Origin of the sequence: uncultured Pluralibacter sp. (genome assembly GCF_913775985.1) — a bacterium.
Lineage (GTDB): Bacteria > Pseudomonadota > Gammaproteobacteria > Enterobacterales > Enterobacteriaceae > Pluralibacter.
Window position 1 is genome coordinate 20682 of record NZ_CAJYMB010000088.1, and the last position, 12142, is coordinate 32823.

Genomic DNA, 12142 nt, shown 5'->3' on the forward strand with positions numbered 1-12142 from the left:
AAAGCAGAAGGCGTTACTCGCCCTCTCCCGGAAACAGGAACGGATTAATGGAGCTGCGGGCAAAGCCCTCCTGCTCCATCCGCGCGTCCAGCACCAGCGTAGCGAGATCGTCGGCCACGGCCTCCACGTTCGGATCTTTCTCCTGATAGAGAATTTTAAGGTAGGTGCCGCAGTCGCCGCAGCTCTCGGCCTTGACCGCCGCCTGCTCGTTATCCAGCGACCAGTAGTGCAGGTCGCGGCTCTGCTCGCAGTTGCTGCACTTTACGCGCACCACGTGCCACTCGGTTTCGCACAGATTGCAGTGCAGGTAGCGCAGTCCCTGCGTCGTGCCAATCTGCACGATGCTGGACACCGGCATCGAGCCGCACACCGGGCAAAACTGGCGGTGCTCGCCGTACTCGGCCCGGGCCTTGCCGGGGATCAGCGAAGCCATCTGCGCCCAGTAGAGCGACAGTGCGGCCCAGATAAACGGTGCTTTGTCGCTGCTGACCGAGGCAAAATCCGAGGCGAACAGCGCGCTGGCCATCGCTTCCAGCTCGGTGCCGGACGCCTTCTCCAGATTCTCAATCACCGCCAGCGCCTGGCCGCTCATCTCCGGCTTCAGTTCGGCAATCATCGAGTGCAGCAGCTTATGCCAGTGCTTGTCGCGCGGCAGGGTGTGGATGTCCAGCGGCGGCTTGCCCTGTTCCGCCGCTTCTTTGATGCGGGTGGTGAGATCCATCTGCAGCGGATTGTCGTAAAGCACTACTTCCTGGGCGTGGGCAATCAGCCCGGCAAAGCGCAGGTAGTCGCCCAGCGGATTGCTTTCCGCCAGCTCGCGCAGCCGCGCCGCGCGGCGGTTATACAGATTCTTCAGGTTTGGAAAAAGCAGTGGCGGAATAGTATCCCCCCCGCGTTTTTCATGTTTCTCCAGCTCGTCTTGCGGGATTATGCGAATGCTCATTCAGTAACTTCCTGCTGCTGCCGACGCGCAAACGTCGCCAGAATATAAAAGGGCCTCTTCGTACCGCGGTGCCGGAACAAAGCGCGTGAATGCCTTATGATAACCGCAAATTCAGCAAGTGATATAGCTCATGCGCGGCGCGACGTCTTTTCGCCGGACCTGAAAGGATGCGCTGCAGGGTAAAACGGCGCCGTGATGGCGCCGCGGCAGTTGCCGGGCAGAGAGGGCCCGGTGGAGAATACAAGTTCATTCTCCTGCAATTAGCGAACCTGCGTGGAGGGGAAGGCGTGAATTATTCCACCGTTTTTACCTCTTTCACGCTGAACGTTTCATTTTTATATTGCAGCCGAATCACCTGCGCTTTGCGGCTAAGAGGTAACTTAAAATCCGGGATCCGGCGATTCAGAAACGCTTTAACAACCAGCGGATGCGTAAAGACTGCCACCTCTCCCGTGCTGAACTCGTGCTGCCAGCCGATGTTTGACAGCAGGCGATCGAAACGCCACGCGGCGATATCGCCATCCTCTCCACCGTCAGCCGATTGAAACCGATTAACGCGATCGTCCGAGAAGAGATCGCGGGCGGCCTGAGTATTGCCGGCCTTAATCGTATCCACGTTCTCCGCCTCCCACTGCCCAAGGAAAATCTCGTTCAGATCCTTGTCCTTTGTCAGGGTGACGTTGTGGCCGGCAAGTACGGCTTCTGCGCTCTTATAGCCTCGCCCAAGCTCGCTGCTGTAGGCGGCAATAAACGCCTTATTCTCCAGTTCCTTATGAAGCTTCTGGTTGGCGGCCGCACCGTCGGCAGTAAAATCGGAATCCGTCGTCCCTTCCATGACGCCCGCTTTCTGCAGCACGGTCATTGGGTTGATCACCAGCGTAATTTCCAGCGGAGCACGCTGCTGCTCTGTCACATAGCCGTCTTTCAGGTACTGCGTGTTATTAAAATCCCGCAGCGAAAACTGGCCATTTTTAAACTCCAGCACCGAAACGCTGGTGTTGGATAGCCCGGCCAGCGGCTTATCCGCCCGATATTTTTGCAAATAAAACGCCATTGACGAGTGCGCGGTGACCAGGATATTGCCACTTTTCCCCTGCTGCTGGTGGGCGATTTCCTTAAGCGCGCCTTCAAATCGACGGGAGAAATCAAACATGTTTTCTGCCTTTACCGGAGAGGTAAAGTTCGGATCGTCAAAGGTGCCAAAATAGAAAGGGAAATCATTGCCTGAATGGCCGAAGCGCCGGGTCAAATCGTCAATGCGCCCGCCCTCGACCTCGCCCCAGGAGATATCTTTCAAAGCGTCAATCTGAGTAACGGGCATCGGGCGGCTGCGCAGAATCGCGTTGGCGGTCTCATAAGCGCGTCCCAGGGTGCTGCTGTAGGCCGCGATAAACTGGACGTTGCCCAGCCCCAACCCGAGACTGCTGGCATCATATCGCCCTTTGTGCGTCAGCTGGGCGTTGCCGCCGCCGCCAATGGTCATCTCTTTAATATTCGATAAGGTCTGCCCGTGCCTGACTAGATAAAAGCGCAGCACGCCCGCGTCCGGATCCGTTGACGTTTGCTCTGCGGCAAAGGCGGATACTGATGCAGCGCTCACCATAAAAGCCGCCGTGGCAACCCGCGTCAGGCGGGACGGTATTCTGAAGCCCATACAAACTCCTTTTGTTATTCAACACGCTAAGATGGGTATTCAGTTTATAAAGTGACCTGCCACGCGACCTTTATGCCAGCGCCAGCGCTGTGCGTTTATTGTCCAAATTAGCAGGGTAGCGCTGAGGTGGATCACAGACGGGAAGTTTAATTGCAGAAATATAAGGACACGCGGAAGCGTAAAACGGCAACTGTCACGGCGCGGTGACAGTTGCCCGGACAGGGAAATCAGGAGGAGGAGGATTTATCCTCTTTCTCCCGCACTTCGCGATACCAGCGCGGATGGTGCTTTCTGGCCCACGCGCGCGGAACCCAGCCCTCCACCATCGCCGTAATCGTGCCTTTTACCCACAGCGCGGCGTAAATATGCACCATGATCACCACAATGAGCGCCACCGCGGCAAACGAGTGCAGCATCAGCGCGAAGCGGATCACCGGAATAGAGAACGCCGGGGCAAAGTAGGGCCGCCAGATAACCACGCCGCTCGCCAGCAGCAGCACCAGGAAGATAATGGCCGACCAGAACACGCACTTCTGGCCGAAATTATAGCGCCCGGTATCGCCCACCTCCTCGTTGACGATAATCTTGCGAATATTTTTCGCCCAGAAAATATCGTCGCGATTAATGAGATTATGGTGCCAGTAGCGGAAGAACATAATGATGAACGACGCAAACATGATGACGCCGACAAACGGGTGCAGAATGCGCGCCAGCTGCGGCGTGCCGAGGACGTGCATCAGCCAGTTGAAGGACGGGAAGAAAAAGCCCAGCCCGCTTATCGCCGCCAGCATAAAGCAGAAGGCGGTTATCCAGTGGTTGATGCGCTCCGGGGCGGTGTAGCGCACGATGGTGTCACGTTTTCTCATTTGCGCACCTCGTCTTTCTCTTCATGCAGGTTATCCCCCTCGTCGTCAGCGCGGTTCGGGCCAACGCCGACGTAGTGGAAGATGCTGGCGGCAAAGGTTGCCGCAAAGCCAACGGCGGCCAGCGGCTTCCAGATGCCTTTCCAGAACTTCACCGTCTGGCTGATTTCCGGGTTTTCCGGCAGGCCGTGATAGAGCGTCGGCTTGTCGGCGTGGTGCAGGACGTACATCACGTGGGTGCCGCCAACGCCCGCCGGATCGTACAGCCCGGCGTTATCGTAGCCGCGGGTTTGCAGCTCGGCGACGCGCTCGCCCGCCAGGGTCTTCATGTCCTCTTTGGAGCCAAAATGGATGGCGCCGGTGGGACAGGTTTTTACGCAGGCGGGCTCCTGGCCGACGGTCACACGATCCACGCACAGGGTACATTTGTAGACGCGGTTGTCCTCCGGGTTCAGGCGCGGCACGTCGAACGGGCAGCCGGCGATGCAGTAGCCGCAGCCGATGCACTGCTCTGACTGGAAATCGACGATGCCGTTGGCGTACTGGATAATCGCGCCTTCTGACGGGCAGGCCTTCAGGCAGCCCGGATCGGCACAGTGCATGCAGCCGTCCTTGCGGATAAGCCACTCCAGCTTGTCGTTTTGCTCCACTTCGGAAAAGCGCATCACCGTCCACGACTTGGCGGTCAGATCGGCGGGATTGTCGTACACCCCGACGTTGTGACCCACTTCATCGCGGATGTCGTTCCACTCCGAGCACGCTACCTGACAGGCTTTACAGCCAATGCAGGTGGTCACGTCGATAAGCTTGGCCACTTCCTGCTGGTGGTCCCGCGCCTGGGGCGCGGGGGTGAAACCGTTTGTCGCGGAACGACGAATAATGTCCTGAGATTGATAAGCCATAAATCGTCTCCGTTACACCTTTTCCACGTTCACGAGGAAGGATTTGAACTCCGGCGTCTGGGTATTGGCGTCGCCGACAAACGGCGTCAGCGTGTTGGCAATAAAGCCCTTCTTCGCCACCCCTTCGTAGCCCCAGTGGATCGGAATGCCGATAGTATCCACGTCCTGGTCGTTCACCTTCAGGGTGCGGATACGCTTGGTCACCACTGCCTTGGCTTTGATATAGCCGCGGTTGGAGGAGACTTTCACCGTATCGCCCTGAACGATGCCCAGCCTGTTCGCCAGCTTCTCGCCGATCTCCACAAACTGCTCCGGCTGCGCGATAGCGTTCAGTAGCGCGTGCTTGGTCCAGTAGTGGAAATGCTCGGTCAGGCGGTAGGTGGTGCCGACGTACGGGAACTTATCGGCTTTGCCCATCGCTTCCATATCGTCTTTAAAGACGCGAGCCGCCGGATTGGAGATTACGTTCGGGTGCAGCGGGTTAGTGCCCAGCGGCGTCTCAAACGGCTCGTAGTGCTCCGGGAACGGCCCTTCCGCCATTTTGTCGATAGCGAACAGGCGCCCCATGCCTTCTGGCTGCATGATAAACGGCCCGACGTCGCTGCCCGGCGCGGCAGCGCTGTAGTCTGCGACGTCCACGCCGCCCCATTTAGCACCGTCCCACTTCAGCAGCTGGCGCTTCGGATCCCACGGTTTCCCCTGCGGATCGGCGGAGGCGCGGTTATAGAGAATGCGGCGGTTGAGCGGCCACGCCCACGCCCAGCCCAGCGTATTGCCGAGCCCGGAGGGATCGGAGTTATCGCGGCGCGCCATCTGGTTGCCCTCCGGCGTCCAGCTGCCGGCGAAAATCCAGCAGCCGCTGGAGGTTGTGCCGTCGTCGCGCAGCTGGGCAAACGAGGTGAGCTGCTGGCCCTTCTTGACGATCGTCGCGCCGGTAGTCGGATCGGTAATGTCCGCCAGCGCTTTGCCGTTGCTCTCCATCGCCACTTCGGCGGAGTCCGGTTCGTCCGGGGAGGTATAGTTCCAGGTCATGTTGAGCACCGGTTCCGGCACCGGGCCGCCCTCTTTGGCGTACATCTCCTTCAGGCGCATAAAGATACCCGCCAGGATCTCGCCGTCGGTGCGGGCGATGCCGGGCGCGTCCGCGCCTTTCCAGTGCCACTGCAGCCAGCGCCCGGAGTTGACGATAGAGCCGTTCTCTTCGGCAAAGCAGGTGGACGGCAGGCGGAACACCTCGGTCTGGATTTTAGACGGATCTACATCGTTGGATTCGCCGTGGTTCTGCCAGAAGGTCGAGGTTTCGGTGTTCAGCGGATCGATAGTGACCAGGAACTTCAGCTTCGACAGCGAGGCCACTATCTTGTTTTTATTCGGGAACGACGCCACCGGGTTAAAGCCCTGGCAGAGATAGCCGTTCACCTGGCCTTTGTACATCATGTCGAAGTACTGGAGAACGTCGTAACTTTTATCCCACTTCGGCAGCCAGTCGAAGCCCCAGTTGTTCTCTTTGGTGGCCTTATCGCCGAAGAATGCCTTCATCATCGACACAAAGAACTTGGGATAGTTGCCCCAGTAGTTCACCTGGCCTTCCAGCAGCGGCTTCGGCGTGTTGGCGGTCAAATAGGTCTGGAGATCGGCCTGCTTTTCGCTCGGCAGCGTCATGTAGCCCGGCAGGCTCTGGGAGAGCAGGCCGAGATCCGTCAGCCCCTGGATATTGGAGTGGCCGCGCAGGGCGTTCACGCCGCCGCCCGCCATGCCCATATTGCCGAGCAGCAGCTGGATCATCGCCATGGTGCGGATGTTTTGCGCACCCACCGAGTGCTGGGTCCAGCCCAGCGCGTACAGGAACGACGCGGTTTTATCCGGCGCGGATGTTTCGGCGATGTATTCGCATACCTTGAGGAAATCTGCCTTCGGCGTGCCGCAAATCTTCTCGACCATCTCCGGCGTATAGCGGGACACGTGTTGCTTCAGCAGGTTCCAGACGCAGCGCGGATGCTGGAGCGTGGTATCGCGCTTCGCGTGGCCGCTCTCGTCCAGTTCGTAGTTCCAGCTGGTTTTATCGTATTTGCGCTTGTCGGCGTCGTAGCCGGAGAACAGGCCGTCTTCGAACGCGTAATCTTCGCGCACGATCAGGCTGGCGTTGGTATACGCCTCGGTGTACTCGCGGTTAATTTTTTCGTTGGTCAGCAGGTACAGGATCACCCCTGACAGGAACGTAATGTCCGTCCCGGAGCGAATCGGCGTGTAGAAATCCGCCACCGATGCCGTGCGGGTAAAGCGCGGATCGATAACAATCAGCTTCGCGCCGTTGCGGATTTTGGCTTCCATTGCCCAGCGGAACCCGACCGGATGCGCTTCAGCGGCGTTACCGCCCATCACCACAACGAGGTTGGCGTTCTTAATATCTACCCAGTGGTTGGTCATCGCACCGCGGCCAAATGTTGGAGCAAGACTTGCTACCGTTGGTCCGTGTCAGACGCGCGCCTGGTTATCTACCGCGAGCATGCCCAGCGCGCGGGTGAATTTCTGCGTCAGGTAGCCGGTTTCATTGCTGGACGCGGAGGCGCAGAGCATCCCGGTGGAGAGCCAGCGGTTGACGGTGGTGCCTTCGGCGTTTTGGGCGATAAAGTTGGCGTCGCGGTCGGCCTTCATCAGTTTCGCGATGCGGTCAAACGCCTCATCCCAGCTGATTTTCTGCCACTTATCAGAACCCGGTGCGCGATATTCTGGAAACTTCAGGCGACTTTCGGAGTGGATGAAGTCCACCAGGCCTGCCCCTTTCGGACAGAGCGCCCCGCGGCTGACCGGATGATCCGGATCCCCTTCAATGTGGAAAATTGACGCTTTGGCGTTTTTCGCGCCGTCGCCGAGGCTGTACATCAACAGCCCGCAGCCAACGGAACAATATGTGCAGGTATTACGGGTTTCGCGCGTGCGCAGCAGCTTGTACTGCCGCGTTTCGGCGAGGGCAACCGCCGGGGCAAAGCCCAGCGCTGCCGCCGTTGTACCTGCCATACCGCCAGCGCAGATCTTAAAGAACTGCCTTCTGCTGACCTGCATGGTTCGCTCCTTGTATCGACATTGCTCGCCCCGGCTCGTGCTTTATCAAGCGGGCCGGGCTGGTTTTTTATTAACCTTTGCGGTCAGAAGCGCAAAGGTTCAAAATGAGGACTATTTCCCTTCTTCAAAAAGGGATAAAGCGAAGATTACCACATAGTGGTTAATGATGTTCCAATACGGTTAAAGCGAAGTGAACGAAAACACCTTAAAACGCGACAATAATGTGATGGATACCACAGGCGTTCGCCAGATAACCCTCTGGCGCCGTCAGGATCTGCAGCACCCTCAGCCCGATAATCTGGCGGAGGAGGTGCCCGTGGCGCTGGTGTATAACGGTATTTCTCACGTGGTCATGATGGCGACCCCTAAAGATCTTAGTCTGTTTGCGGTGGGTTTCTCGTTATCCGAAGGGATTATTGAAAGTCGAAGCGAGATTTACGGTATTGACGTGGTGCCGGGCTGCGGCGGTATCGAGGTGCAGATTGAGCTCTCCAGCCGTCGCTTTATGGCCCTCAAGCAGCGTCGTCGCGCCCTGGCGGGCCGCACCGGCTGCGGCGTCTGCGGCGTTGAGCAGCTTAACGATATCGGCCGCCCCGTTGCGCCGCTGCCGTTTACTCAGACCTTTAACCTTAACCGCCTCGACAGCGCCCTTGAGCATCTTAACGACGTGCAGCCCGCGGGCCGGCTGACCGGCTGCACCCACGCGGCGGCCTGGGTCACCCCTTCCGGCGGGCTGGCGGGCGGGCTGGAAGACGTTGGTCGCCACGTGGCGCTGGACAAGCTGCTCGGCAAGCGCGCATATGAAGGCGACGAGTGGCATCAGGGCGCGGCGCTGGTCTCCAGCCGGGCCAGCTATGAAATGGTGCAGAAGGCGGCGATGTGCGGCGTCGAGATCCTGTTTGCGGTATCGGCGGCGACCACGCTGGCGGTAGAAGTGGCCGAGCGCTGTAATCTGACGCTGGTGGGGTTCTGCAAGCCGGGCAGGGCGACGATATACACCCACCCGCAGCGCCTGACGACGGTATAGTTATTAGTCAAAAATACTGAAAAAGTTCAGCGAATCATTCCGCTGTTTGTTATCCGGATACGGGACTATTCTTTATCTCATCAAGGCATGGCGCCTTATCCAGATAAATAAACAGAAGGGTGATTATCATGAAAAGCATCAAAACATTTGCCGCAGTTATCGCTCTCGCTACCTCATTCGGCGCGTTTGCTGCCCAGACTGTTACCGCGACCGCCTCCACGCTCGACGGCGCGGAAGCGAAAATCGCCGCAAAAGCCGCGGCGGAAGGCGCAACGTCTTACAAAGTTATCGAAGCCTACCCCGGTAACCGCGTACACATGACCGCCGAACTGAATAAGTAATTTCCAGCTACCGGTCGAAAAAGCGCCTCAGGGCGCTTTTTTACTGTAAGCCCGCCAGCCGCAGCAGGGCGGTAACCAGCGCCGCCGCCACGATAACTACAATCAGCGGCACCTTGCGCCAGGCCAGGAACACCGCAAACCCCACGCCCAGCACCCGCGCCATTCCGGCAAAATGCTCGCTTTCATAAAAGGTGGTGGCCAGCGCTACCGAGAACAGCAGCACCGTTGCCGCATCGGAAAGCAGCGCCTGGGAGTGCTCCGAGAAGGCCAGCCGCCTGCCGAGCTTCGCGCCGCCGAGGCGCATCAGATAGGTGCCCAGCGCCAGCACGGCCATTCCGACGATAACCAGCGTCACGTTTTCCATTACTTCCTCCTCGCCAGCAGGCCGAACAGCGACACCAGCACCGGCAGGCCGGTTGCCAGAAACGGTACCGCGGCCAGGGAGATCGCCGCGCCGCTGCAGGCGCGGATCAGCGTAGTGCGCTTTTTAAAGGAAGGCACCACCAGCGCCAGCAGGATCGCGGGAAACACGGCATCGAGCCCGATGGTTTCCGGTGCCGGCAGCAGCTTGCCTACGGCTGCCCCGAGCAGCGCCCCCAGCGGCCAGATAATCGCCACCCCCAGCCCGCACAGCCAGTAGGCGGCTTTACGCTGTTCCGGCGTCGCCTGCGACAGGCCAAACACCACGCTTTCATCGTTCATGATGTGGCAACCGAGAAGCCCCGCGGCGCGCCGGCCCACCAGATCCTGTACGCTGACGCCAAACGGCACGTGGCGGGCGTTGACCAGCAGCCCGGCGGCGGCGGCGGCCAGCGGATTACCGCCGCTGGCCACAATGCCAATAAACATGAATTCGGAAGCCCCGGCCAGCACCGTCAGCGACATCACGAACGGCACCCACAGCGGAAACCCGTAGGTGGTTGCCAGTGAACCGTAGGACATCCCCACTACGCCCACCGCCAGCACTACCAGGATGATTGCTTTCACCGTATCGCCGGTGAGGCACGAGAAATATTGCTTCATGTCTTTTAGCCATATCGAACGAATTTCCATTATAATGAACACTGCGTGTACGACTTGCAAGACGAACGTTTCGTTCGATATAAAAAACACGGAGCCCTCAATGACGCAGCCCATTAGCCTGATTGCGAAAAGTCTTGTGCGGGAGCGCGCGCGAACCGGACTCTCCCTCGCAGAAGTGGCGCGCCGGGCCGGCATCGCGAAATCAACCCTCTCGCAGCTGGAGTCCGGCAACGGCAATCCGAGCCTCGAAACCCTGTGGTCGCTGTGCGTAGCGCTCGATATTCCGTTTGCGCGCCTGCTGGAATCGCCGCAGAACCAGACCCAGGTTATTCGCCGGGGCGAGGGCACTAAGGTGGTGGCGGAAAAAGGTAACTACGAGGCGATCCTGCTGGCGGCCTGTCCGCCGGGCGCGCGGCGCGATATCTATCTGCTGCAGACCCAGCCCGGTGCCGATCGGGTTTCGGCCCCGCACATCCCCGGTTCCGTTGAGCACATCATCATTACCCAGGGCCGGGCGCGGGTAGGGCTTACCGAAGCGCCGGAAGTGCTGAACGCCGGAGACTACATCTGCTATCCGGGCGATCGCGAGCACGTCTTCCAGGCGCTGGAGCCCGATACGCTGGCGCTGCTGGTGGCGGAGCAAAACTGATCTTTGCGTTGAATAGCCTGCTTTTCCCACAGTTCTGTCCTTAATAACCTGCGGGCCGCATCTTGCGGCCTTTCACGCCAGTTCCCCTGAAAAACCCCTCTCTCCCGGGGCTTGAATTTACGCCTCTAAATGATATGTTATAACGTAACATATAACGCCCGGTGCGGCAGCGCCGCCGGGAGCTTTTGCCAGGAGGATCGCCATGCCGCTCACCGACAACCAGCAGCGCGTGCTTACCACGCTGCAGCAGGCGCAAAGGCCGCTCAGCGCCTACGCGCTGCTCGACATTCTGCGCGCCCAGGGTCTGCGCGCCCCGGCGCAGGTCTATCGGGCGCTGGAGCGTCTGGTGCAGCAGGGCCTGGTCCACCGGCTGGAAACCCTCAACGCCTACGTGACCTGTAACCATCCCAGGGACTGTCGGAACGGCGGCGTCACCGCATTCGCTATCTGCGACAGCTGCGGGCACATCGACGAGATCGTGGATATCGATCTCGGCAACTGCCTTGGCCGCTGGGTAAAGCACAGCGCCTTTGCCATGCGCGACAGCACCATCGAACTGCGGGGAACCTGCGCCGGGTGCCAGCGCGCCAGCGCGAACTGAATACAGCCAGAGACTCTGATATGACACCACAATTACCCTTTTTTTATGCGGATAGCCGTCGGCCAGACGCCGGCGGAGTAAGCCGCTTTGCCCGCGCGGCCAGCCAGTACAGCGGAGGCCGCCATGCCTGAATTACTGCCCGATGTTTCCCTGACCGAACGTTCTCCGTCCCGGCGCCCGCTGGAGTGGGTCGGCATGCAGGGCATCGACCTGCCGGTTAACGTCGCCGAGCCCGGCTACCGGCGCACGCTGCACGCCCGCGCCGATGCGCAGGTAGATCTGCCCGCGCCCGACGTTAAGGGCATCCACATGTCGCGGCTGTACCGGCTGCTGGATGCGCTGGGCGACGGCGATGCCCTGTCGCCGGCGGTGCTGGAGCGCTGTCTGCAGGCGATGGTGGAGAGCCACCGCGACTGCGAAACCGTCAGCGCCAGACTGCGGCTGCAGTTCGATCTTCTCGCCCGCCGCGCAGCGCTGATGACCGAAGGCCTCGCCGGCTGGAAAGCCTATCCGGTGCGGCTGGATGCGGTGATGGCGCGGGGCGTCTTCACGCTGCGCGCGCAGGTGACGGTGGTCTACTCCTCCACCTGCCCGTGTTCCGCCGCGCTGACGCGCCAGCTCATCGAACAAGGCTTTACGCAGGCGTTTGCCGGTCAGGCGCAGGTTGATCCCGCCGAGGTCGCCGCCTGGCTGCGGCAGAACGCCACCCTGGCAACGCCCCACAGCCAGCGCAGCGAGGCGATTGTCGCCGTTAACATTGCTGTCGACGCGGCGGATTTTGGCCTTCTGGCGCTGATTGACCGCATTGAAGCGGCGGTGGGCACCGCGGTGCAGACCGCGGTCAAGCGCGCCGACGAGCAGGCGTTCGCGGCGCTCAACGGCCAGAACCTGATGTTCGTTGAAGACGCGGCCCGACGCATTCAGGCGGCGCTGGACGAAGCCTGTGACCGGCCCGCCGTTCACGTGCGGCATCTGGAAAGTCTGCATCCCCACGACGCCGTGGCGTGGGCCGAACCGGGACGCTAAGGCCCGGCCCGATGACGACAGCGCCTTTTTCAAACGTCGCCCGCCTGCCG

At 60.1% G+C, this 12142-nt stretch carries 12 protein-coding genes; 5 read left to right on the forward strand and 7 right to left on the reverse strand.

The features are described 5' to 3' along the window. Positions 1-13: 13 nt before the first annotated feature. The 5 genes from fdhE to fdnG all read right to left on the reverse strand — a co-directional run bounded on the left by fdhE (position 14) and on the right by fdnG (position 7425). Complete coding sequence (gene fdhE, locus QZ766_RS09605; RefSeq protein ID WP_297200759.1) at positions 14-943, reverse strand: formate dehydrogenase accessory protein FdhE; 930 nt, start codon at positions 941-943, stop codon at positions 14-16. A gap of 292 nt (positions 944-1235) precedes the next feature. Continuing rightward, a complete protein-coding gene (locus tag QZ766_RS09610; RefSeq protein ID WP_297200762.1) occupies positions 1236-2597 on the reverse strand; it encodes a 2-carboxy-D-arabinitol-1-phosphatase in 1362 nt (453 codons plus the stop codon). A gap of 227 nt (positions 2598-2824) precedes the next feature. Continuing rightward, positions 2825-3463, reverse strand: a complete 639-nt coding sequence (gene fdoI / locus QZ766_RS09615; protein ID WP_297200765.1) for a formate dehydrogenase cytochrome b556 subunit — start codon at positions 3461-3463, stop codon at positions 2825-2827. Next, entirely contained in the window at positions 3460-4362 is a 903-nt protein-coding gene (fdxH, locus tag QZ766_RS09620; protein ID WP_297200768.1) for a formate dehydrogenase subunit beta, read from the reverse strand. The genes fdoI and fdxH overlap by 4 nt, the downstream gene beginning before the upstream one ends. Positions 4363-4374: 12 nt before the next feature. Then, a complete protein-coding gene (fdnG, locus tag QZ766_RS09625; RefSeq protein WP_297200771.1) occupies positions 4375-7425 on the reverse strand; it encodes a formate dehydrogenase-N subunit alpha in 3051 nt (1016 codons plus the stop codon). A gap of 226 nt (positions 7426-7651) precedes the next feature. Here fdnG and fdhD point away from each other — a divergent pair, with 226 nt between their 5' ends. Both fdhD and QZ766_RS09635 read left to right on the forward strand, forming a co-directional pair. Further along, positions 7652-8452, forward strand: coding sequence for a formate dehydrogenase accessory sulfurtransferase FdhD (fdhD, locus tag QZ766_RS09630; protein WP_297200997.1), 801 nt, complete (start codon positions 7652-7654; stop codon positions 8450-8452). Positions 8453-8580: 128 nt separating this feature from the next. Continuing rightward, entirely contained in the window at positions 8581-8793 is a 213-nt protein-coding gene (locus tag QZ766_RS09635) for a YdgH/BhsA/McbA-like domain containing protein (RefSeq protein ID WP_297200774.1), read from the forward strand. Positions 8794-8833: 40 nt separating this feature from the next. On the opposite strand, the gene QZ766_RS09640 is transcribed toward QZ766_RS09635, so the two are convergent. After that, positions 8834-9157, reverse strand: a complete 324-nt coding sequence (locus QZ766_RS09640) for an AzlD domain-containing protein (RefSeq protein ID WP_297200778.1) — start codon at positions 9155-9157, stop codon at positions 8834-8836. Beyond that, complete coding sequence (locus tag QZ766_RS09645) at positions 9157-9816, reverse strand: AzlC family ABC transporter permease (RefSeq protein WP_297200781.1); 660 nt, start codon at positions 9814-9816, stop codon at positions 9157-9159. Before QZ766_RS09645 ends, QZ766_RS09640 begins: the two co-directional genes overlap by 1 nt. A 100-nt stretch (positions 9817-9916) precedes the next feature. On the opposite strand from QZ766_RS09645, the gene QZ766_RS09650 reads away from it, so the two are divergent. The 3 genes from QZ766_RS09650 (at position 9917) to folE2 (ending at position 12092) form a co-directional block, all read left to right on the forward strand. Continuing rightward, positions 9917-10465: an XRE family transcriptional regulator gene (locus tag QZ766_RS09650; RefSeq protein WP_297200784.1), complete on the forward strand. Its 549-nt coding sequence runs from the start codon at positions 9917-9919 to the stop codon at positions 10463-10465. Positions 10466-10667: 202 nt separating this feature from the next. After that, the gene (locus tag QZ766_RS09655) at positions 10668-11066 is read left to right on the forward strand and encodes a Fur family transcriptional regulator (protein ID WP_297200787.1); all 399 of its coding nucleotides are present in this window, start codon (positions 10668-10670) and stop codon (positions 11064-11066) included. 123 nt (positions 11067-11189) lie between these two features. Further along, positions 11190-12092 (forward strand): GTP cyclohydrolase FolE2, encoded by a 903-nt coding sequence (folE2, locus tag QZ766_RS09660; protein ID WP_297200790.1) that lies wholly within the window; start codon positions 11190-11192, stop codon positions 12090-12092. The last annotated feature ends 50 nt before the right edge of the window (positions 12093-12142 follow it).

Coding starts and splice junctions, on each gene's coding strand:
- fdhE (WP_297200759.1), bottom strand. CDS start 943: ATGAGCATTCGCATAATCCCGCAAGACGAGCTGGAGAAACATGAAAAA.
- QZ766_RS09610 (WP_297200762.1), bottom strand. CDS start 2,597: ATGGGCTTCAGAATACCGTCCCGCCTGACGCGGGTTGCCACGGCGGCT.
- fdoI (WP_297200765.1), bottom strand. CDS start 3,463: ATGAGAAAACGTGACACCATCGTGCGCTACACCGCCCCGGAGCGCATC.
- fdxH (WP_297200768.1), bottom strand. CDS start 4,362: ATGGCTTATCAATCTCAGGACATTATTCGTCGTTCCGCGACAAACGGT.
- fdhD (WP_297200997.1), top strand. CDS start 7,652: ATGGATACCACAGGCGTTCGCCAGATAACCCTCTGGCGCCGTCAGGAT.
- QZ766_RS09635 (WP_297200774.1), top strand. CDS start 8,581: ATGAAAAGCATCAAAACATTTGCCGCAGTTATCGCTCTCGCTACCTCA.
- QZ766_RS09640 (WP_297200778.1), bottom strand. CDS start 9,157: ATGGAAAACGTGACGCTGGTTATCGTCGGAATGGCCGTGCTGGCGCTG.
- QZ766_RS09645 (WP_297200781.1), bottom strand. CDS start 9,816: ATGAAGCAATATTTCTCGTGCCTCACCGGCGATACGGTGAAAGCAATC.
- QZ766_RS09650 (WP_297200784.1), top strand. CDS start 9,917: ATGACGCAGCCCATTAGCCTGATTGCGAAAAGTCTTGTGCGGGAGCGC.
- QZ766_RS09655 (WP_297200787.1), top strand. CDS start 10,668: ATGCCGCTCACCGACAACCAGCAGCGCGTGCTTACCACGCTGCAGCAG.
- folE2 (WP_297200790.1), top strand. CDS start 11,190: ATGCCTGAATTACTGCCCGATGTTTCCCTGACCGAACGTTCTCCGTCC.